Below are 20,864 nucleotides of genomic sequence, written 5' to 3' on the forward strand. Positions count from 1 at the left end.
CCCTTTCTGTAACGTTTTCCAACGAAAAAAAGGCATGGGCAGGAAGTTGCCGCATGCCTTTTCTTCCCTCACACGACCGCTTGTTTCGACAATACGACAAACTCCCCGTCTTTGACATCCACGACGACTTTTTGCCCTTTGGCGATCGTGCCTTTTAACAATTCTTCGGACAAACGGTCTTCAACATGCTTTTGCAAGGCGCGGCGCAGCGGGCGGGCACCGTATTCTGGATCGAACCCTTCGGCGGCGATTTTCTCAATGGCGGCCTCCGTCAGCTCAAGATCAATGTCTTGCTCTTTCAGCCGCTTCACGAGCGTATCGGCCATCAATCGGACGATTTGTTTCAGATGGTCTCTTTCGAGCGAATGGAAGACGATGATTTCGTCGATCCGGTTTAAAAACTCTGGACGGAATGCTTTTTTCAGCTCATCCATCACTTTGCTTTTCATATCTTTGTATTGCTGGTTCCCGTCTTGAATGTTGAAGCCAACGTACTTATTCCGTTTCAGAGCATCGGCGCCGACGTTGGACGTCATGATGATGATCGTGTTGCGGAAGTCGACCGTCCGCCCTTTCGAGTCAGTCAGCCGCCCATCTTCCAACACTTGCAGCAAAATATTGAACACGTCCGGATGCGCTTTTTCCATCTCATCTAACAGGACAACCGAATACGGCTTGCGGCGCACTTTTTCCGTCAGCTGGCCGCCTTCTTCATAACCGACATACCCCGGCGGCGACCCGATGAGCCGCGATGTCGAGTGTTTTTCCATATACTCGGACATATCGATGCGAATGAGGGCGTCTTCATCGCCAAACATCGCTTCTGCCAAGGCTCGAGCCAACTCCGTTTTCCCAACCCCGGTCGGACCAAGGAAAATGAACGAACCGATCGGGCGTTTCGGGTCTTTCAGGCCAGCACGGGCGCGGCGCACCGCTTTGGCGACCGCTTTGACCGCCTCGTCTTGGCCGACGACACGCGAATGCAAAATTTCTTCCAGCTTGAGCAGCCGCTCCGTTTCCGTCTCAGCGAGCTTCGATACCGGAATGCCGGTCCAACTCGAGACGACCGCGGCGATGTCTTCGACCGTCACTTCCAAATTTTCTTGGCCTTGTTTTTCTTTCCACGCACGTTTCGTTTCCTCCAGTTCTTCGCGCAGCCGCTGTTCCATATCGCGCAGCGACGCCGCTTTCTCAAACTCTTGGCTTTGCACGGCCGCGTCTTTTTCTTTCCGCACTTCCTCGAGCTTTTGTTCAAGTTCTTTCAATTTCGGCGGTGCGGTGAACGAACGAAGGCGCACTTTCGAGCAAGCCTCGTCGATCAAATCGATCGCCTTATCCGGCAAGAAACGGTCGGTAATGTAGCGGTCGGACAACTTGACGGCTTGCACGATCGCCTCGTCGGAAATCGAAACGCGGTGGTGCGCTTCATACCGATCGCGCAACCCTTTTAAAATTTGGATCGATTCTTCCACTGTCGGTTCATCAACGTAAATCGGCTGAAAGCGGCGTTCAAGCGCGGCGTCTTTTTCAATATATTTCCGGTATTCATCGAGCGTTGTCGCGCCGATGCATTGAAGCTCCCCGCGCGCCAACGCCGGTTTCAAAATGTTCGACGCGTCGATCGCTCCTTCCGCCCCACCGGCGCCAATTAATGTATGCAGCTCATCGATAAACAAGATGATGTTGCCCGCTTGACGAATTTCATCCATCACTTTTTTCAGTCGGTCTTCAAATTCTCCACGGTATTTCGTTCCGGCGACGACTGTCCCCATATCGAGCGTCATGACCCGCTTGTCGCGCAGCGTTTCCGGCACTTCGTTATTGACGATTTGTTGGGCTAACCCTTCAGCAATGGCCGTTTTCCCAACGCCCGGCTCGCCGATCAACACAGGATTATTTTTCGTCCGCCGGCTTAATACTTCAATGACGCGCTGAATTTCTTTACTGCGGCCGATGACCGGGTCCAGCCGCCCTTCGCGGGCAATCGCTGTCAAATCGCGGGCGAGGCTGTCAAGCGTCGGAGTGCTCACGTGCGAAGCACCGCCGCCATGGCCTGACATCGACTCATTGCTGCCAAGCAGCTGCAACACTTGCTGGCGCGCTTTGTTCAAGCTTACTCCCAAGTTGTTCAGCACGCGGGCGGCCACCCCTTCGCCTTCGCGGATCAACCCAAGCAAAATATGTTCTGTGCCGACGTATGAATGGCCGAGCTTCCGCGCTTCATCCATCGACAGCTCAATTACTTTTTTCGCCCGCGGTGTATAGTGGATCGTATGCGACACTTCACTGCCACGGCCGATGAGCGATTCGACTTCTTTTTGAATTTTATCTGGGCCGAGCCCAAGCGCCATGAGCGCCTTAGCCGCGATCCCCTCGCCCTCGCGGATGAGGCCGAGCAAAATATGTTCTGTGCCGATATTGTTATGGCCGAGGCGAATGGCTTCTTCCTGCGCCAGCGCCAGCACTTTTTGCGCCCGTTCCGTAAATCTGCCAAACATCATCGTTCATCACCCTCCATCTTTCTTCGTTCCTCCATCTTTAAACGCTCCCGGATCAGCGCCGCGCGGCGGACGTCCCGTTCTTCAGGGCGAAGCGCCCCGCCGGCATATTGCTGCAAAAATCCCGGCTGCGTCAAAATCATCAGCTCATTTAAAATGTTGCGCGAGATGTTCTTGATATATCCTAGATCAATCCCTAAGCGAACATCGGACAGACATTGCGCCGCTTCTTTCGATTCGATGACGCGGCAGTTGGCCAGTATGCCGTATGAACGGAACACCTTGTCTTCTAATTGTATGCCCAAAGTTTTCACTAATGCCTGACGAGCCGCTCTTTCTTGGGCGATCAGCTGCTGAACGATCGTATGCAAATCAGCAACAATGTCTTCCTCCGATTTCCCAAGCGTGATCTGGTTGGAAATTTGGAATATATTTCCCAACGCTTCACTCCCTTCACCGTATGTTCCACGGACAACAAGCCCAAGCTGGTTGATGGCAGGAATAATACGGTTAATTTGCTGCGTCAGCACAAGCGCCGGAAGATGCATCATCACCGAAGCCCGCAATCCCGTCCCGACATTGGTCGGGCAGCTCGTTAAGTAACCAAGCCGCTCGTCAAAGGCATAGTTGACATACCCTTCAATCCAATCGTCCAATTCGCTCGCCGCCTCGAGAGCCTCAGCAAGCTGCAACCCCGGGAATAGGCATTGGATGCGGATATGATCCTCCTCGTTGATCATGATGCTGATTTCTTCATTTTCCGAAAGCAGACAAGCGCCAAACGGCGAATCCTCAGCCAGATGCGGACTAATTAAGTGTTTTTCTACCAATACCCGTTTTTCAATCGGCTGAAGCTCCGACATTTTCAACAACTCGAAGCGGCCTGCCCCTCCGTAAGAACGATGGGCGAACGTCCGTTCAAACAACGCGACGATTTGCATCGCTTCTTCACTGCTAAACAGCGTTGGAAAACGAAAGTCAACGATGTTGCGCGCCAGTCGGATGCGACTGCTTAAGACGATGTCCGAATCCGGCCCCTCTTGGCTCATCCACGCGCTGACCGCCGTATTGAAAAACTTCTCGAACGACATACCGCTTACATATCCCCCTCTCCGCGTCGACGCAGTTCATCCTCCAACGAGCGGATTTGGTCGCGCACCTCGGCCGCCCGCTCGAATTCCTCACGAGCAACGAGCTCCTGAAGCTTTTGTTTCAACATAGCAAGTTGCTTGCGCAAATGGAGAACGCCGCCTTTTCGCTTCGGAATTTTTCCTGAATGAGCGGTATTGCCGCTATGGAGCCGTTTCAAAATCGGCGGCAAGTAGCGTGCAAACGTCCGGTAGCAGTTAGCGCAGCCGAACCGCCCGATTTGTGTGAATTGATGGTATGTCATTTGGCACGTCTCACATTGAAGTACATCCGGGTTCGGAAACGCGTTCGCCGTCATCTCTTTCATCGGCGCTTGAAAGTTAAGAAGCCCCGCCAACAAGTTGTTGAGTGAAAAATCATCATTGCCGTAGAACGTAAACATATGGCCATGCTCTCTGGCACATTGCTCGCAAAGATGGAACTCCGTTTTCTCTCCGTTTACAATTTTTGTAAAGTGCATCGTGGCCGGCCGCTGCTTGCATTCTTGGCAAATCAATGCCTCCCCCTCCCCCTATTTGTATTTCAGCGACGTCAACATCGCTTTTAACATGCGGGCCCGCAGTTCGTCCCGCTCGGGCAAATCGATATATAAAACAGAACGATCCATAGCGCTTAACATAATTTTCGCTTCCCGCTCCGAAATTACCTTTTCTTCAACGAGACGTTTTACCACATCTTCGGCATTCGATTGGCTGATGCGGTGGCCGACAAGCTCGAGCAGCTGGTCAATAAGCTGTGCTTCACTCTTTGTCTTCACTTTCATAATGCGGATATACCCACCGCCACCGCGCTTGCTTTCGACGATGTACCCTCTTTCAAGGGTAAACCTCGTATTGATGACATAGTTGATCTGCGACGGAACACATTGGAATTTATTAGCGATTTCGCTTCGTTTAATTTCAACGATATCTTGGTCGCTCATATTGAGCACTTGCTTTAAATATTGCTCAATGATGTCGGAAATGTTCGGCACTCTACCTACCACCTTCCTTACAACCAAGCTGCCTGGCGATGGGCCGTCCGCTGACCAGGACACCCCACTGCCTATTTGTTGACTTTGACTATATTTGACCTTACTCTTACTATACAATGTATTACGGAAAATTTCAAGAGTGACCAAAGAAGGAAAACTAACTATAGAATATCCGTTTTTTTGGACAATAAAACGTCAAGCAGCCGAATAAATGAAAAAGCACGCCTTTTCTTCCAAGGAAAGAAAAGACGTGCTTTCCATTTTGCCTAGCAGCGACCTACTCTTGCAGGGGCGCTGGCCCCAACTACCATCGGCGCTGGAGGGCTTAACTTCCGTGTTCGGGATGGGAACGGGTGTTTCCCCTCCGCCATAGCCACTAGGCAATGATGATCATCTTGGACAGTAATAATTATATCCATCCTGTTGGATTTGTCAACAGGATGTTCATTCCCTCAAACCTAGATAACCGTTGGAAGAAGCCGCTCATAGGTTAAGCCCTCGATCGATTAGTATCCGTCAGCTCCACGTGTCGCCACGCTTCCACCTCGGACCTATCGACCTCGTCATCTTCGAGGGATCTTACCCGCTTTGCGCGGTGGGAAATCTCATCTTGAGGGGGGCTTCACGCTTAGATGCTTTCAGCGCTTATCCCGTCCGCACATAGCTACCCAGCGGTGCCCCTGGCGGGACAACTGGTACACCAGCGGTGCGTCCATCCCGGTCCTCTCGTACTAAGGACAGCTCCTCTCAAATTTCCTCCGCCCGCGACGGATAGGGACCGAACTGTCTCACGACGTTCTGAACCCAGCTCGCGTACCGCTTTAATGGGCGAACAGCCCAACCCTTGGGACCGACTACAGCCCCAGGATGCGATGAGCCGACATCGAGGTGCCAAACCTCCCCGTCGATGTGGACTCTTGGGGGAGATCAGCCTGTTATCCCCGGGGTAGCTTTTATCCGTTGAGCGATGGCCCTTCCATGCGGAACCACCGGATCACTAAGCCCGACTTTCGTCCCTGCTCGACCTGTCCGTCTCGCAGTCAAGCTCCCTTGTGCCTTTGCACTCTCCGAATGATTTCCAACCATTCTGAGGGAACCTTTGGGCGCCTCCGTTACCTTTTGGGAGGCGACCGCCCCAGTCAAACTGCCCACCTGACACTGTCTCCCACCCCGCTAAGGGGTGCGGGTTAGAATTTCAATACCGCCAGGGTGGTATCCCACCGACGCCTCCACCGAAGCTGGCGCTCCGGCTTCCCAGGCTCCCACCTATCCTGTACAAGCGATACCAAAATTCCATATCAGGCTGCAGTAAAGCTCCACGGGGTCTTTCCGTCCTGTCGCGGGTAACCTGCATCTTCACAGGTAGTATAATTTCACCGGGTCTCTCGTTGAGACGGCGCCCAAGTCGTTACACCTTTCGTGCGGGTCGGAACTTACCCGACAAGGAATTTCGCTACCTTAGGACCGTTATAGTTACGGCCGCCGTTTACTGGGGCTTCGGTTCGCACCTTCGCTTCCGCTAAGCGCTCCCCTTAACCTTCCAGCACCGGGCAGGTGTCAGCCCCTATACGTCGCCTTTCGGCTTCGCAGAGACCTGTGTTTTTGATAAACAGTCGCTTGGGCCTTTTCACTGCGGCTCTTCAGGGCTCTTCACCCCAAAGAGCACCCCTTCTCCCGAAGTTACGGGGTCATTTTGCCGAGTTCCTTAACGAGAGTTCTCCCGCGCGCCTTAGGATTCTCTCCTCGCCTACCTGTGTCGGTTTGCGGTACGGGCACCTCTTCCCTCGCTAGAGGCTTTTCTTGGCAGTGTGAAATCGGGGACTTCCGGATTACTCCGTCGCCGTCACCGCTTGGCCTTATGATCCGCGGATTTGCCTGCGGATCAGCCTCACGGCTAGGACAGGCTCTTCCAGCCGCCTGCTCGCCCTATCCTCCTGCGTCCCCCCATCGCTCAAACGGGAAGAAGGTGGTACAGGAATCTCAACCTGTTGTCCATCACCTACGCCTTTCGGCCTCGGCTTAGGTCCCGACTAACCCTGAGCGGACGAACCTTCCTCAGGAACCCTTAGGCTTTCGGCGCAGAGGCTTCTCACCTCTGTTTTCGCTACTCATACCGGCATTCTCACTTCTAAGCGCTCCACCAGTCCTTCCGGTCTGGCTTCTCTGCCCTTAGAACGCTCCCCTACCGATGACCAACGGTCATCCCGCAGCTTCGGCGGCACGTTTAGCCCCGGTACATTTTCGGCGCAGAGTCACTCGACCAGTGAGCTATTACGCACTCTTTAAATGGTGGCTGCTTCTAAGCCAACATCCTGGTTGTCTCGGCAACTCCACATCCTTTTCCACTGAACGTGCACTTCGGGGCCTTAGCTGGCGGTCTGGGTTGTTCCCCTCTCGACCACGGATCTTATCACTCGCAGTCTGACTCCCGGGCATAAGTCGTTGGCATTCGGAGTTTGACTGGGTTCGGTAACCCGATGAGGGCCCCTAGCCCAATCAGTGCTCTACCTCCAAGACTCTCAAACCCGAGGCTAGCCCTAAAGCTATTTCGGGGAGAACCAGCTATCTCCAAGTTCGATTGGCATTTCACCCCTACCCACACCTCATCCCCGCACTTTTCAACGTGCGTGGGTTCGGGCCTCCAGCCGGTGTTACCCGGCCTTCACCCTGGACATGGGTAGATCACCTGGTCTCGGGTCGACGACGACGTACTCACACGCCCTGTTCAGACTCGCTTTCGCTGCGGCTCCGCCTCTTCGGCTTAACCTCGCACGCCATCGTCACTCGCCGGTTCATTCTACAAAAGGCACGCCATCACGCATGAACGCGCTCTGACTACTTGTAGGCACACGGTTTCAGGTTCTCTTTCACTCCCCTCCCGGGGTGCTTTTCACCTTTCCCTCACGGTACTGGTGCACTATCGGTCACTAGGGAGTATTTAGCCTTGGGAGATGGTCCTCCCTGCTTCCGACGGGATTCCTCGTGTCCCGCCGTACTCAGGATCCGCTCGGGAGGGAACGAAGTTTCGACTACAGGGCTCTCACCTTCTCTGGCCGGCCGTTCCAGACCGGTTCGTCTACCCCGTCCCTTTCTCACTCCCATCGTGAGCGGTCCTACAACCCCAAGAGGACATGCCTCTTGGTTTGGGCTGTTCCCGTTTCGCTCGCCGCTACTTGGGGAATCGCGGTTGCTTTCTTCTCCTCCGGGTACTAAGATGTTTCAGTTCCCCGGGTGTGCCCTCCATGCCCTATGGATTCAGGCATGGATACTGCCCCATGACGGACAGTGGGTGCCCCCATTCGGACATCTCCGGATCAACGCTTGCTTACAGCTCCCCGAAGCGTTTCGGCGTTTGCCCCGTCCTTCATCGGCTCCTAGTGCCAAGGCATCCACCGTGCGCCCTTTCCAGCTTAACCTATTGCGCTCTCGGCTTCTTCCTTTGCTTTTCCGGTTATCTAGTTTTCAAGGAACGAAGTAGCTCCTTTGAATTCGCTTCTTCGCTGGGTTGCGTCGAGGAATTCGGCTTCTCCGAATCCGCGTGTAGACGCAGACGCAAACGAGACTGCTTCTTGAATTTGCTTCTCTGCAGTCTTGCGCCGAGGAATCCATCTTCCTTGAACCTGCTGGAAGACGAAGGCGCAAAGTAGCTCCTTTGAATTCGCTTCTTCGCTGGTTTGCGTCGAGGAATTCGGCTTCTCCGAATCCGCTTGTAGACGCAGACGCAAACGAGACTGCTTCTTGAATTTGCTTCTCTGCAGTCTTGTGCCGAGGAATCTTGCTTCCCCGAACCTGCTAGCAGACGCAGGCACAGGCGCTTTTGAAGGAATTCTCATTCCTTCAAAACTGAACGAAGCGACTGCCTTGAGTCTGCTTCCTTGCAGCTTTGCGCCGAGGAATCCATCTTCCTTGAATCTGCTAGAAGACGCAGGCGCAAAACAAGTGAAGGAATTTCTCATTCCCTCAAAACCGAACGAAACGAAAGCGCTGTGTATCGACAGTTGGCCATTTCGGCCTCCGCTTTTCGAATTGTCTAGCTCCGGCTCGCCGCCGCTCGGGGTCAAATAACCTTCGCCTTCGGGATTGTAAATCCCTGCAGGCGAAGAACATTTGCCCATCGCGGCGAAACGCTCGCCTCCGCTTTTCGTCCTTAGAAAGGAGGTGATCCAGCCGCACCTTCCGGTACGGCTACCTTGTTACGACTTCACCCCAATCACTTGCCCCACCTTCGGCGGCTGGCTCCCGTAAGGGTTACCTCACCGACTTCGGGTGTTGCAAGCTCTCGTGGTGTGACGGGCGGTGTGTACAAGGCCCGGGAACGTATTCACCGCGGCATGCTGATCCGCGATTACTAGCGATTCCGGCTTCATGCAGGCGAGTTGCAGCCTGCAATCCGAACTGAGAGCGGCTTTTTGGGATTCGCTCCCCCTCGCGGGTTCGCAGCCCTTTGTACCGCCCATTGTAGCACGTGTGTAGCCCAGGTCATAAGGGGCATGATGATTTGACGTCATCCCCACCTTCCTCCGACTTTTCGCCGGCAGTCCCTCTAGAGTGCCCAACCGAATGCTGGCAACTAGAGGCGAGGGTTGCGCTCGTTGCGGGACTTAACCCAACATCTCACGACACGAGCTGACGACAACCATGCACCACCTGTCACCCTGTCCCCCCGAAGGGGGAACGCCCAATCTCTTGGGTTGTCAGGGGATGTCAAGACCTGGTAAGGTTCTTCGCGTTGCTTCGAATTAAACCACATGCTCCACCGCTTGTGCGGGCCCCCGTCAATTCCTTTGAGTTTCAGCCTTGCGGCCGTACTCCCCAGGCGGAGTGCTTATCGCGTTAGCTGCAGCACTAAAGGGTGTGACCCCTCTAACACTTAGCACTCATCGTTTACGGCGTGGACTACCAGGGTATCTAATCCTGTTTGCTCCCCACGCTTTCGCGCCTCAGCGTCAGTTGCAGGCCAGAGAGCCGCCTTCGCCACTGGTGTTCCTCCACATCTCTACGCATTTCACCGCTACACGTGGAATTCCGCTCTCCTCTCCTGCACTCAAGTCCCCCAGTTTCCAATGACCCTCCACGGTTGAGCCGTGGGCTTTCACATCAGACTTAAGAGACCGCCTGCGCGCGCTTTACGCCCAATAATTCCGGACAACGCTCGCCCCCTACGTATTACCGCGGCTGCTGGCACGTAGTTAGCCGGGGCTTCCTCGTGAGGTACCGTCACCGCGCCGCCCTCTTCGAACGGCGCTCCTTCGTCCCTCACAACAGAGCTTTACGACCCGAAGGCCTTCTTCGCTCACGCGGCGTCGCTCCGTCAGGCTTTCGCCCATTGCGGAAGATTCCCTACTGCTGCCTCCCGTAGGAGTCTGGGCCGTGTCTCAGTCCCAGTGTGGCCGGTCACCCTCTCAGGCCGGCTACGCATCGTCGCCTTGGTGAGCCGTTACCTCACCAACTAGCTAATGCGCCGCGGGCCCATCCGCAAGTGACAGCCAAAGGCCGCCTTTCAACCAAAGACCATGCGGTCTTCGGTGTTATCCGGTATTAGCTCCGGTTTCCCGGAGTTATCCCGGTCTTGCGGGCAGGTTGCCCACGTGTTACTCACCCGTCCGCCGCTGACCAAACCAGAGCAAGCTCCGATTTGGTCCGCTCGACTTGCATGTATTAGGCACGCCGCCAGCGTTCGTCCTGAGCCAGGATCAAACTCTCCAAAAGAAAGTTGATTGGCTTTTCGCATTGTCCAGCTTCGGCCCGCCGCCGCTCGGGGTCAAATCACCTTCGCCTTCGGGATTGTAAATCCCTGCAGGCGAAGAACATTTGCCCATCGCGGCGACCCGCGGGCCTCAGCTTTTCTTTCGCGCTTCGTTTCGTTCAGTTTTCAAGGAACGAGACCTCTTCTTGAACTTGCTTCGTTGCAGTCTTGCGCCGAGGAACCCAATTCCCCCGAATTCACTAGAAGACACAGGCGCAAAGTTGCTGCATTGAAACAACTTCTCTGCTGGTTTTCGTCGAAGAATCCCGCTTCTCTCCATTCACTTGCAGGACACAAGGTTGCTACTTTAGTTTGCTTCTCTGTAATCCTACCGAGGAACCTCACGTCTTCAAATTCCCTTGCAAGCGGCAGGCACAGACATAAAGCAACAGTGGAGCCTATCGGGATCGAACCGATGACCTCCTGCGTGCAAAGCAGGCGCTCTCCCAGCTGAGCTAAGGCCCCATATATCCGCTATCGGGAAGACAGGATTTGAACCTGCGACCCCATGGTCCCAAACCATGTGCTCTGCCAAACTGAGCTACTTCCCGCCAACGCGCTCGAGAGGATTCGAACCCCTAACCTTCTGATCCGTAGTCAGATGCTCTATCCAATTGAGCTACGAGCGCAAGTGCCGAGGGCCGGACTCGAACCGGCACGGTAGTGACCTACCCCAGGATTTTAAGTCCTGTGCGTCTGCCAATTCCGCCACCCCGGCTAAATGGGCAAATAAATGGAGCGGAAGACGGGACTCGAACCCGCGACCCCCACCTTGGCAAGGTGGTGTTCTACCGCTGAACTACTTCCGCTCGAATCAACATGCGGGTGAAGGGACTCGAACCCCCACGCCCGTAAAGGGCACTAGACCCTGAATCTAGCGCGTCTGCCAATTCCGCCACACCCGCAAATCAATTGTGGTGAGCCATGGAGGACTCGAACCTCCGACCCTCTGATTAAAAGTCAGATGCTCTACCTACTGAGCTAATGGCTCATGGTTAGGATAACACTCTACAGCTTCGTTTCACTCTACCTGCCTCTTCCTCTCCCAGCTGTTTCACAGATGCCTAGTGCGTCGAGGCAACTCGAAGCAAATCCGAAGATGCAGCGCTCGTTACTGAGCTAATGGCTCATAGTCAAGTATACACTCACAGTGAACGATGTCCCTTCCTCTGCTAGCATATTCGAAGATGTTGGATGCGTCGGGACAACTCGAAGCAAATCCGAAGATGCTTCGCTCGTTGCTCTACCTACTGAGCTAATGGCTCATGGTTAGGATAACACTCTACAGCTTCGTTTCACTCTACCTGCCTCTTCCTCTCCCAGCTGTTTCACAGATGCCTAGTGCGTCGAGGCAACTCGAAGCAAATCCGAAGATGCAGCGCTCGTTACTGAGCTAATGGCTCATAATAGGTGATGGTGGAGGATGACGGGATCGAACCGCCGACCCCTTGCTTGTAAGGCAAGTGCTCTCCCAGCTGAGCTAATCCTCCACAGGATTGCCTAGCGACGACCTACTCTTGCAGGGGCGCTGGCCCCAACTACCATCGGCGCTGGAGGGCTTAACTTCCGTGTTCGGGATGGGAACGGGTGTTTCCCCTCCGCTATCATCACTAGACAATCAACAGACAAGTTATATTATAATTAAATTTATTTATTTGTCAACTAGATCCTTGTTTTTGATTAGTGCTGTCATTTCAACGTGCTATCATAATATAACACGTTGGGAGTGGTTTGTCAACTCGACTTCCTGTGTTTGTTTTTCAACAAAACAGCGACAACTATTTTTACATAAATGAAAAGCCCCCTGCTGCTTGTCTTTGCAGGGAGCGATCAAATTTATTTATGACGCATTTGCGGGAAAAGCAACACGTCGCGGATCGACGGCGAGTTCGTCAGCAGCATGACCAGACGGTCGACCCCGATGCCAAGCCCGCCTGTTGGCGGCATGCCGTACTCGAGCGCTTCAAGGAAGTCTTCGTCCATTTCATGTGCTTCATCGTTTCCTTGTTCACGCTCTTTCAGCTGCGCCTCAAAGCGTTGGCGCTGATCGATCGGATCATTCAATTCGGTAAAGGCGTTGGCATGTTCGCGCCCGACGATAAACAGCTCAAATCGGTCGGTAAAACGCGGGTCGTCCGGATTTTTCTTGGCCAACGGTGAAATTTCAACCGGATGGCCATAAATGAACGTCGGCTGAATGAGGTGAGACTCGACTTTTTGTTCAAAAAATTCGTTGACAATATGGCCAAACGTCATATGTGGAGCAACTTCCACTCCGTGTTCTTTCGCCAGCTCCCGCGCCTCTTCGTCGCTCATCTGCCGCCAGAAGTCGACGCCGACATATTCCTTGATCGCATCGACCATATGGAGGCGCCGCCACTCGGGCGTTAAGTCGACGACATGCTCGCCGTATTGAATTTTCGTCGTTCCAAGCACTTCAGTGGCAATGTGGGCGATCAAGTTTTCCGTTAGTTCCATAATGTCGCGGAAATCGGCGTACGCCTCGTACAATTCGAGCATCGTAAACTCCGGGTTATGGCGGGTGGAAATGCCCTCGTTCCGGAAAACGCGGCCGATCTCGTACACTTTTTCCAAACCGCCGACGATAAGCCGTTTTAAATGGAGCTCGATAGCGATTCGCATATAAAGCGTCATATCCAATGCGTTATGATGCGTAATGAACGGGCGCGCCGCAGCGCCTCCAGCCACAGCGTGCATCATCGGCGTTTCAACTTCCAAATAGCCGTGGCTGTCAAGATACCGCCGCATCGATTGAATGATCAAACTGCGGGTGATGAACGTCTTTTTGCTCTCCGGATTCATAATTAAATCGAGATAACGCTGGCGATAGCGTTGCTCTATGTCTTTCAAACCATGGTATTTTTCCGGCAGCGGACGCAGCGCTTTCGTCAAAAATTCGTACGACGACACTTTGATGGAAAGTTCACCAACTTTTGTTTTAAACATTGTGCCGCGCACGCCGACGATATCGCCAAGGTCAGAGATTTTAAACAGTTCGTACTGCTGTTCGCCAACATCGTCTTGACGGACGTAAATTTGAATCTGCCCGGTGACATCCTGGATATGGGCGAACCCGGCTTTTCCTTTGCCGCGCTTTGTCATGATGCGGCCGGCGACGGCGACTTCAATTTGCTTTTCTTCAAGTTCCTCTTTCGACAAATCGCCGTACAGTTCGAACAGTTCTTGCGCTTTATGAGTGCGCTCGAACCGTTTGCCAAACGGGTCGACACCCAATTCCTCAATTTTTTTCAGCTTTTCCCTGCGGACGCGCAGTTGGTCGTTCAATTCTTCATGACTCATACCTCATTCACTCCATTTAGCGATTTTTTACGAAAAATACTGCCAGCACTCGCTGGCAGTCCTCCGCTGCATGAACGTCATCTCCGTTGTGTGAACTACCCACACCTACGCTTCGCTTAGAGGTGGAGGCTTCAAGCGACTTGTGTGTGTTCGCCGAACGGTAAGCCACACACAAGAACCCTTTACGCTTCCCTTCGTTCCGAAGGTGTCCGTTCTAGCCATATTCTATTATTCGTTGGCTAACGCCAACCGACATTCATCTCCCACCTACTCACTGGGTTACACCCTTCGCGTTCCTTGAGGTGGGAGACTTCTTTCGGAAATCCGTTAAACGGCTTCGGCGTTCGCCGCTGCTTGGACTTCCGCTTCTTCCGCCACGCGAAGCAACAGTGCGGCCAGTTCGTCCCGCGTTTCACATTCATTGATGGCGTTGCGGATTTTCGCTGCGCCGCGAATGCCTTTTAAATACCAAGCAGCGTGTTTACGCATTTCTTTGACGGCGATATATTCGCCTTTTAAGGCAATTAATCGGTCTAAATGCAGCAGGCAGACATCGATTTTTTCCCTCGGCGTCGGTTCCGGGATGAGCTCTCCAGTTTCTAAATAACGGACAGTGCGATAGATCATCCAAGGGTTTCCAAGCGCCGCCCGTCCGATCATGACGCCGTCGACCCCTGTTTCTTCAAGCATCCGCTTTGCATCTTGAGGCGTTTTGACATCTCCGTTGCCGATAACCGGGATGTTGACGGCTTCTTTCACTTGCTTGATGATGTTCCAGTCCGCTTTTCCTTCATACATTTGCACCCTTGTCCGTCCGTGGACGGCGACGGCCTTCCCGCCGGCGCGCTCAACGGCTTGAGCGTTTTCGACGGCGTAAATGTGCTTTTCATCCCAACCGATCCGCATTTTCACCGTGACCGGTTTTTCAACGGCATCGACGATCGCGGCAACGACATCATAAATTTTATTCGGGTCAAGCAGCCATTTCGCTCCAGCGTCGCAATTCGTAATTTTCGGCACTGGGCAACCCATGTTGATGTCGATGATATCTGCATTCGTATTTTTATCGACAAATTTCGCCGCTTTGACGAGCGTTTCTTTCTCGCCGCCGAAAATTTGCAAGCTGATCGGCTTTTCCCGTTCATCAATATATAACATGTTTAACGTCTTTTCGTTGTTGTATACGATTCCTTTGTCGCTTACCATCTCGGCGCATACAAGCCCGGCGCCGAATTCTTTAACGGTCAGGCGGAACGCGGAGTTGCATACGCCTGCCATCGGAGCGAGCACGACGCGGTTTTTAATTTCGACATCGCCAATGCGAAACATCGCAGATGCCTCCTTTCTACTTGTTCGATTCGAGTTTCGGCGGCGCCAGTTCTTCCACCGATATATTCAGCCGTTCGGCGATTTGTCCAACGAGCGAATCGGACGGCATCCGGTTCCCCCGTTCAATTTCACCAAGGATCGATACGGAAATGCCTAGTTCTTTCGCCAGTCTTTCTTGCGTATATCCTTTCAACTTTCGAAAAGCGCGAATACGTCTTCCCCATCTTTCCGCTTCCATACATGAACTCCTTTTTTGTCAGGTAGTCGGCCAATGATGTCGATTAACGACTCGGAAAGGTTCGGTATTGCCACGTGGGAGTTGACTTCAAACAACGGGATGAGCACGAACGCCCGCTCCGCCATGCGCGGATGCGGGATCGTCAGCTGCTCTGTTTCAATATTTTCATGATTATACAGCAAAATGTCAAGGTCTAACGTCCGTGGTCCCCAGCGAATTTCTCTTTTTCTTCCAAGTTGTCGTTCGATTTGCTGGGTCACGTCAAGCAAGGCAAACGGCGACAACGTGGTCGCCACCTCGATCACCATGTTTAAAAACTTGCCTTGGTTGACATAGCCGACCGGATCGGTTTCATAAATCGATGAGCTCGATGTGATAAAAATTTCCTGATGATGATGGAGCGCTTCAATGGCAGAACGCAAATAGGAAACACGATCTCCGAGGTTGGAGCCTAAAGCGAGATATGCGATGTTTTCCATTTAACGACCCCTATCAATTTCGACTGCGACATGTTGATAATGGCCGCGAATCGGCGGATTCGGCTTCGTCACTTTGACAATGCAGCGCTCGACAACAGGAAAGGCAGCGAGCAAGTCGGCGGCGATCGCTTCAGCGACCGCCTCGATCAAGGCGAACGTCCGCTCCTCAACGATCGCCCGGCAGCGCTCGTACACATCGGCGTAGTTGACGGTATTCTCAAGACAATCGCTCCGCCCGGCAGGCTGCAAGTCGAGCTCCAACGTCACATCGACCAAAAATCGCTGGCCGAGGATGTTTTCTTCGCGAAACACCCCGTGGTAGCCGTAAAACTCCATGCCTTGCACATAAATTTTATCGATGACCGCTCTCTCCCTTCCCAAGCATAGCATCCATCATTTTGGCCATGCGGGCAATCGGCAATACATCATGGACTCGGACGATGTGCACCCCTTTCATGATGCCGAGACAAACGGTCGCTCCTGTTCCTTCGACCCGCTCCTCGACAGGCACGCCGAGCACATGGCCGATAAATCGTTTGCGCGACGTGCCAAGCAAAAGCGGATAGCCGAGAGCGGCAAATTCATCAAGGCGCCGCATCACCTCCAAGTTATGCTCGACCGTCTTGGCGAAGCCGATCCCCGGATCTAAAATAATGTTCTCATCTTTCACACCCGCCTCTTTGACAATGCGAATGCTTTCTTTCAAATCGGCGATCATGTCGGAAATCAAATCGCGATAGGCCATATCGCGGCGGTTGTGCATTAAAATGATCGGCGCGCCGTACGTGGCGGCGACGCGGGCCATATCAGGGTCCGCCTTGGCTCCCCAAACGTCGTTGATGATGTGCGCCCCGGCTTCCATGGCTTGCCGCGCCACTTCCGCTTTGTACGTGTCAATTGAGATCGGTACACTCACCGCCTTAGCAATCGCTTTTACCGCCGGAATGACGCGGCGCAATTCTTCATCAAGCGGCACTGGATCCGCCCCCGGACGAGTTGATTCACCGCCGATGTCAATGATGTCTGCTCCTTCCGCCACGAGCCGCTTCGCGTGCTTGACCGCGTTTTCCACGTCGTAAAACCGGCCGCCGTCGGAAAACGAATCGGGCGTGACGTTGACAATGCCCATGATCAACGTTTTTTTGTTTAAGTCAAGCTCATGCCCGCGGCATTGAAGCCGAAGAGGGCGCATCGATGTTGTCATCAGTCGTTCATCCTTTCCGCCAATTCGTTCCTCGTCCATAACCGATGGGTCAAGCGTCGGTAATGGTGCTGCAAGGCCCGGACCACCGGACCATTTTTTCCTTGGTAAACGCAATGGCCAATGCGGCAAAGGGGTACAATTTCCTGCACAGAGTTGGTGATAAATGCTTCATCAGCCTGCAACAAATGGGACAGCGGATATACCCCTTCTTCAACTGGGATGCGCAACTGCTTGAGCAAAGCAATGATGAATTGTCTTGTGATGCCGTTTAATATGCCGACAGCCGGCGCTGGCGTGTAGACGATGCCGTCTTTCACCCAAAAAATATTGGAAACGATCCCCTCCGCTACCGCACCATCTGAATTCAAAAAAATTCCTTCCGCATGAGGTCGATGTCCGAGCTCCCATTTCCCAATCATATTGTTTAAATAATGGTGCGACTTTAGTCGCTCATTGCCTTCCGGGCTGTTTCGCCTTGCCGCGAGCACCACCCCTTCTTTTCCTTCCGGAGGGACGGGCGGCGGAAGCGGCTTCATATAGACGATGACGGTCGGGTTTCGGTAACGTTCGATCGGCAAGCCGAGATCGCCGACCCCGGCCGATACATTGAAGCGCACATAAGCGTCGCGCAAGCCATTGGCCTCGAGCAACTGCTCGATGATCGCCACCGCTTCGGCGCGGCCGAACTGCCTTTCGATGTGAAGCTCAGACAGCCCTTTGTTCAATCGGGCCAAATGATCGTCAAGCAAAAAAGGGTGGCCGCTATACGTGCGGAATGTTTCAAATAAGCCAAGCCCATATAAAAAGCCGTGATCAAACGCTGATAACTGCGCTTCTTCGCGCGGAACGACCGCGCCGTTGATATACACGTACATGACTGTCACGCCTTTTTATACGTGTTGATAAAGTTTTTCAACAGTTGCATCCCATGGCTTGTCATAATCGATTCCGGGTGAAACTGCACGCCTTCCACCGGCAGCGTTTTATGGCGAATCGCCATCACTTCATCCTCTTTCGTCCAAGCCGACACGACGAAACAGTCCGGAAGCGTCTCTTTCTCGACGATAAGGGAATGGTAGCGCGTTGCCGTAAACGGGTTCGGCACGCCGCAGAAAATCGTCTCCCCATCATGGTAGACGGACGATGTTTTCCCGTGCATCAGCCTTGGAGCGCGGACAACGCGGCCGCCGAACGCCTGGGCGATGGCTTGATGCCCGAGGCAGACGCCGAAAATCGGAATTTGGCCGGCAAAGCGATCGATGACTTCCAGGCTGACCCCTGCCTCATTCGGTGTGCATGGACCGGGGGAAATCATAATAAAATCAGGGCGGAGTCGTTCGATTTCAGCCACCGTAATTTCATCATTCCGTTTGACAATCAGCTCTTCTCCCAACACGCCCAAATATTGCACCAAATTGTACGTAAATGAATCGTAGTTATCAATCATGACGATCATCATTCTCACCTCATGCTCGGAAATAATGCCTCTGCTTCGCTCAGCTCTTTCGCTTTCCAAAGGGCAGCCGCTTTCTTTACACATTCCTTGTACTCATGCTCTGGGTTGGAATCGATGACGATGCCCGCTCCTGCCTGTACATGCGCCAATCCGTCTTTGACGACCATCGTTCGAATGGCGATGTTTAGCTCCATGTTTCCTTGAAAATCGATCCAACCGATCGAGCCCGTGTACAAGCCGCGGCGGACCGGTTCCAACTCTTCAATAATTTCCATTGTTCGCACTTTCGGGGCGCCGGTAATCGTCCCGCCGGGAAACATGGCGCGAATGACGGAAAACGCATCGTGCTCCATCGTCATGGTGCCGGATACGTGAGAAACGATATGCATCACATGAGAATACTTTTCGACGGTCATCCATTCGTCAACTCGAACCGTCCCGTATGCACAGACGCGCCCAAGGTCATTCCGTTCAAGATCAACGAGCATGGCGTGCTCGGCCCGCTCCTTTTCACTCGCAAGCAACTTGCGAGCAATTTGTTCATCCTCTGCCGCCGTCCGACCGCGCGAACGTGTGCCGGCAATCGGCCGCGTCTCAAGACGCCATCCCCGCTTGCGGACGAGCAACTCCGGCGAGCCGCTGACGACTTGAAATTCCGGGGTATGCAAATACGCCATGTAAGGGGACGGATTCAGCATCCGCAACTGCTTGTAGACGGCAAATGGATGCGTCACCAGCGGCTGCGACTGACGCACCGATAAGTTGACTTGAAACACATCGCCCGCCGCAATATAGCGTTGTACGCGGCGAACCGCATCCATAAACCTCTCTTTTGTCATTGAAACAGACGGCGCAGCTGTCGAGGCAGCAAGCGGCCAGACCAGCGCTTCATTCCGATCCTCGAGCCACATCCGTGCATGCCGCGCAAGCCGCCGGTTTGCTTCGCTTTCCTCCCCTTCATTCGCGTAGGCAAGCAAATGAAGCTGTTCAGTTTGGTGATCATAAATCGCTACGTCGTCAAAGAGGAAAAAATACATGAGCGGCAGCCGCAAATCATCTTGCGCGAGCACCGGGAGCCGTTCCATATAGCGAACCGCATCATAGCTAATGAAACCGATCAGCCCGCCTTGGCAAGGCAACGACTCCCCCTCATCCGGCACGGCGAAACACCGAAGCCATTGCCGGAGCCCTTCGAGCGGCGAGCCATCCAGCACCGTTTCAACCCCGCGCTGCTTGATGATGAGCCGCCGCTCGTCAGCGCGGATCACTCCGATCGGGTCAAGGCCGATAATGCTGTACCTTCCCCCTTGGCCGCTCTCAAGCAACACATGATGAGGCCGGCTATAGGCCAGCTGTTCGTACTGGCGGAACCAATCCCGTCCGCGATAATCGATAGTTCGTTTCAGTCGCCTGCGCCGCTGTTCCATCCTCATCAGCTCCTTACGATGTCCATAGTTACTTTTATTGTACAATGATTGTCCGTCTGGGTCACCCATCCTCGTAAAAAAATTCGACAGGGTTGCCCCTGCCGAAAAAGTCTGCTTAGTCTTCAAATTGGTAAAGAGGCGTGCTCAAATAACGTTCGCCGTTGCTCGGGATGATGGCGAGCACTTTTTTCCCTTTGCCGAGCTCTTTCGCCACTTTCAATGCCGCATGAATCGCAGCACCGGACGAAATGCCGCCGAGAATGCCTTCCTCGCGAGCCGCGCGGCGGGCCGCCGCAAACGCTTCTTCCGTCGTTACCGTAATAACCCCATCGTAAATGCTCGTATCCAAAATATCTGGAACAAAGCCAGCGCCGATCCCTTGGATTTTGTGCGGGCCCGGTTTTCCTCCCGACAAGACTGGGGAATCGGCCGGTTCAACGGCGTAAATTTTAATGTTTGGGTAAGCTTCGCGCAACACTTTGCCTGCTCCGGTGATCGTTCCGCCCGTGCCAACGCCGGCAACAAACGCATCAAGCTGGTCGCCCATTTGCTCCACGATCTCTTTCCCGGTCGTCAAGCGATGGATTTCCGGGTTCGCCTCGTTTTTAAATTGCTGTGGCATAAAGTAGCCGTGCTCGCGGACGAGCTCTTCCGCCTTTGCGATTGCTCCGCGCATCCCTTGTGCACCCGGTGTGAGCACAAGCTCGGCTCCATACGCCCGCAGCAGGTTGCGGCGCTCCAAGCTCATCGTATCCGGCATGACTAATACCGCCTTATATCCTTTCGCCGCCGCGACCATCGCCAATCCGATCCCAGTGTTGCCGCTTGTCGGCTCAACGATCGTGTCGCCCGGCTTCAGCTTGCCCGCTTTTTCCGCCGCTTCAATCATCGCCAACGCAATTCGGTCTTTGACGCTGCTGCCCGGGTTCATAAATTCCAGTTTCAAATACACATCCGCGCTGTCTTCATCAACGATGCGGTTCAGTTTCACGGCCGGCGTATCGCCGATCAATTCGGTTATCGAGTTGACTGTGCGTGCCATTG

Annotated in this window: 15 protein-coding genes, 8 tRNA genes and 4 rRNA genes; all 27 read right to left on the reverse strand. The window is 53.7% G+C overall.

What is annotated here, in order from left to right:
• Window positions 1-68 precede the first annotated feature (68 nt).
• Window positions 69-2,501: an ATP-dependent protease ATP-binding subunit ClpC gene (clpC, locus tag CD000_RS15135; protein WP_096225961.1), complete on the reverse strand. Its 2,433-nt coding sequence runs from the start codon at window positions 2,499-2,501 to the stop codon at window positions 69-71.
• Window positions 2,498-3,589, reverse strand: coding sequence for a protein-arginine kinase McsB (gene mcsB / locus CD000_RS15140; protein WP_011229592.1), 1,092 nt, complete (start codon window positions 3,587-3,589; stop codon window positions 2,498-2,500). Before mcsB ends, clpC begins: the two co-directional genes overlap by 4 nt.
• 5 nt (window positions 3,590-3,594) lie before the next feature.
• Entirely contained in the window at window positions 3,595-4,143 is a 549-nt protein-coding gene (gene mcsA / locus CD000_RS15145; RefSeq protein ID WP_011229591.1) for a protein-arginine kinase activator protein McsA, read from the reverse strand.
• A 15-nt stretch (window positions 4,144-4,158) separates the two neighbouring features.
• The gene (gene ctsR / locus CD000_RS15150; protein ID WP_011229590.1) at window positions 4,159-4,620 is read right to left on the reverse strand and encodes a transcriptional regulator CtsR; all 462 of its coding nucleotides are present in this window, start codon (window positions 4,618-4,620) and stop codon (window positions 4,159-4,161) included.
• Window positions 4,621-4,884: 264 nt separating this feature from the next.
• Window positions 4,885-5,001 (reverse strand): 5S ribosomal RNA (gene rrf, locus CD000_RS15155).
• Between the two features lie 105 nt (window positions 5,002-5,106).
• Window positions 5,107-8,036: ribosomal RNA gene (locus tag CD000_RS15160) — 23S ribosomal RNA — on the reverse strand.
• A 39-nt stretch (window positions 8,037-8,075) separates the two neighbouring features.
• Window positions 8,076-8,735, reverse strand: coding sequence for a hypothetical protein (locus tag CD000_RS18265; RefSeq protein WP_143425253.1), 660 nt, complete (start codon window positions 8,733-8,735; stop codon window positions 8,076-8,078).
• A gap of 36 nt (window positions 8,736-8,771) precedes the next feature.
• Window positions 8,772-10,329, reverse strand: a 16S ribosomal RNA gene (locus CD000_RS15165).
• Between the two features lie 429 nt (window positions 10,330-10,758).
• Window positions 10,759-10,831: transfer RNA gene (locus CD000_RS15170), tRNA-Ala, on the reverse strand.
• Between the two features lie 12 nt (window positions 10,832-10,843).
• Window positions 10,844-10,917: transfer RNA gene (locus CD000_RS15175), tRNA-Pro, on the reverse strand.
• Between the two features lie 4 nt (window positions 10,918-10,921).
• A tRNA-Arg gene (locus CD000_RS15180) sits at window positions 10,922-10,995 on the reverse strand.
• A gap of 3 nt (window positions 10,996-10,998) precedes the next feature.
• Window positions 10,999-11,084: transfer RNA gene (locus CD000_RS15185), tRNA-Leu, on the reverse strand.
• Window positions 11,085-11,100: 16 nt separating this feature from the next.
• Window positions 11,101-11,175, reverse strand: a tRNA-Gly gene (locus CD000_RS15190).
• Window positions 11,176-11,186: 11 nt separating this feature from the next.
• Window positions 11,187-11,271 (reverse strand) — tRNA-Leu (locus CD000_RS15195).
• 10 nt (window positions 11,272-11,281) lie between these two features.
• Window positions 11,282-11,357: transfer RNA gene (locus CD000_RS15200), tRNA-Lys, on the reverse strand.
• A gap of 423 nt (window positions 11,358-11,780) precedes the next feature.
• Window positions 11,781-11,856: transfer RNA gene (locus tag CD000_RS15205), tRNA-Val, on the reverse strand.
• An 8-nt stretch (window positions 11,857-11,864) separates the two neighbouring features.
• A 5S ribosomal RNA gene (gene rrf, locus CD000_RS15210) occupies window positions 11,865-11,981 on the reverse strand.
• Together the 16S, 23S and 5S rRNA genes with 8 tRNA genes alongside form the textbook arrangement of a ribosomal RNA operon.
• Window positions 11,982-12,202: 221 nt before the next feature.
• Window positions 12,203-13,687 (reverse strand): lysine--tRNA ligase, encoded by a 1,485-nt coding sequence (lysS, locus tag CD000_RS15215; RefSeq protein WP_021322651.1) that lies wholly within the window; start codon window positions 13,685-13,687, stop codon window positions 12,203-12,205.
• A gap of 327 nt (window positions 13,688-14,014) precedes the next feature.
• Window positions 14,015-15,016, reverse strand: a complete 1,002-nt coding sequence (gene dusB / locus CD000_RS15220; protein WP_011229588.1) for a tRNA dihydrouridine synthase DusB — start codon at window positions 15,014-15,016, stop codon at window positions 14,015-14,017.
• A 16-nt stretch (window positions 15,017-15,032) separates the two neighbouring features.
• Window positions 15,033-15,254, reverse strand: coding sequence for a helix-turn-helix domain-containing protein (locus tag CD000_RS15225; protein ID WP_011229587.1), 222 nt, complete (start codon window positions 15,252-15,254; stop codon window positions 15,033-15,035).
• Complete coding sequence (gene folK, locus CD000_RS15230) at window positions 15,206-15,733, reverse strand: 2-amino-4-hydroxy-6-hydroxymethyldihydropteridine diphosphokinase (protein ID WP_096225962.1); 528 nt, start codon at window positions 15,731-15,733, stop codon at window positions 15,206-15,208. The genes CD000_RS15225 and folK overlap by 49 nt, the downstream gene beginning before the upstream one ends.
• Window positions 15,734-16,093 (reverse strand): dihydroneopterin aldolase, encoded by a 360-nt coding sequence (folB, locus tag CD000_RS15235; RefSeq protein ID WP_304441571.1) that lies wholly within the window; start codon window positions 16,091-16,093, stop codon window positions 15,734-15,736. It lies immediately after the preceding gene.
• A complete protein-coding gene (folP, locus tag CD000_RS15240) occupies window positions 16,086-16,937 on the reverse strand; it encodes a dihydropteroate synthase (protein WP_011229584.1) in 852 nt (283 codons plus the stop codon). Before folP ends, folB begins: the two co-directional genes overlap by 8 nt.
• On the reverse strand, window positions 16,937-17,812 hold the full coding sequence (gene pabC, locus CD000_RS15245) for an aminodeoxychorismate lyase (RefSeq protein WP_011229583.1): 876 nt from the start codon (window positions 17,810-17,812) through the stop codon (window positions 16,937-16,939). The genes folP and pabC overlap by 1 nt, the downstream gene beginning before the upstream one ends.
• Window positions 17,813-17,817: 5 nt before the next feature.
• On the reverse strand, window positions 17,818-18,393 hold the full coding sequence (gene pabA, locus CD000_RS15250; protein ID WP_023634495.1) for an aminodeoxychorismate/anthranilate synthase component II: 576 nt from the start codon (window positions 18,391-18,393) through the stop codon (window positions 17,818-17,820).
• A gap of 5 nt (window positions 18,394-18,398) precedes the next feature.
• Complete coding sequence (pabB, locus tag CD000_RS15255) at window positions 18,399-19,820, reverse strand: aminodeoxychorismate synthase component I (protein WP_011229581.1); 1,422 nt, start codon at window positions 19,818-19,820, stop codon at window positions 18,399-18,401.
• A gap of 115 nt (window positions 19,821-19,935) precedes the next feature.
• The gene (gene cysK, locus CD000_RS15260; protein ID WP_011229580.1) at window positions 19,936-20,862 is read right to left on the reverse strand and encodes a cysteine synthase A; all 927 of its coding nucleotides are present in this window, start codon (window positions 20,860-20,862) and stop codon (window positions 19,936-19,938) included.
• Window positions 20,863-20,864 lie beyond the last annotated feature (2 nt).

The organism is Geobacillus sp. FJAT-46040 (assembly GCF_002335725.1).
Taxonomy (GTDB): Bacteria; Bacillota; Bacilli; order Bacillales; family Anoxybacillaceae; genus Geobacillus; species Geobacillus thermoleovorans.

Bases quoted from the DNA above. Each gene is read 5' to 3' on its own strand.
- clpC (WP_096225961.1), bottom strand. From the start codon at position 2,501: ATGATGTTTGGCAGATTTACGGAACGGGCGCAAAAAGTGCTGGCGCTG.
- mcsB (WP_011229592.1), bottom strand. From the start codon at position 3,589: ATGTCGTTCGAGAAGTTTTTCAATACGGCGGTCAGCGCGTGGATGAGC.
- CD000_RS18265 (WP_143425253.1), bottom strand. From the start codon at position 8,735: ATGGGCAAATGTTCTTCGCCTGCAGGGATTTACAATCCCGAAGGCGAA.
- lysS (WP_021322651.1), bottom strand. From the start codon at position 13,687: ATGAGTCATGAAGAATTGAACGACCAACTGCGCGTCCGCAGGGAAAAG.
- dusB (WP_011229588.1), bottom strand. From the start codon at position 15,016: ATGTTTCGCATTGGCGATGTCGAAATTAAAAACCGCGTCGTGCTCGCT.
- CD000_RS15225 (WP_011229587.1), bottom strand. From the start codon at position 15,254: ATGGAAGCGGAAAGATGGGGAAGACGTATTCGCGCTTTTCGAAAGTTG.
- folK (WP_096225962.1), bottom strand. From the start codon at position 15,733: ATGGAAAACATCGCATATCTCGCTTTAGGCTCCAACCTCGGAGATCGT.
- folP (WP_011229584.1), bottom strand. From the start codon at position 16,937: ATGACAACATCGATGCGCCCTCTTCGGCTTCAATGCCGCGGGCATGAG.
- pabC (WP_011229583.1), bottom strand. From the start codon at position 17,812: ATGTACGTGTATATCAACGGCGCGGTCGTTCCGCGCGAAGAAGCGCAG.
- pabA (WP_023634495.1), bottom strand. From the start codon at position 18,393: ATGATCGTCATGATTGATAACTACGATTCATTTACGTACAATTTGGTG.
- pabB (WP_011229581.1), bottom strand. From the start codon at position 19,820: ATGGAACAGCGGCGCAGGCGACTGAAACGAACTATCGATTATCGCGGA.
- cysK (WP_011229580.1), bottom strand. From the start codon at position 20,862: ATGGCACGCACAGTCAACTCGATAACCGAATTGATCGGCGATACGCCG.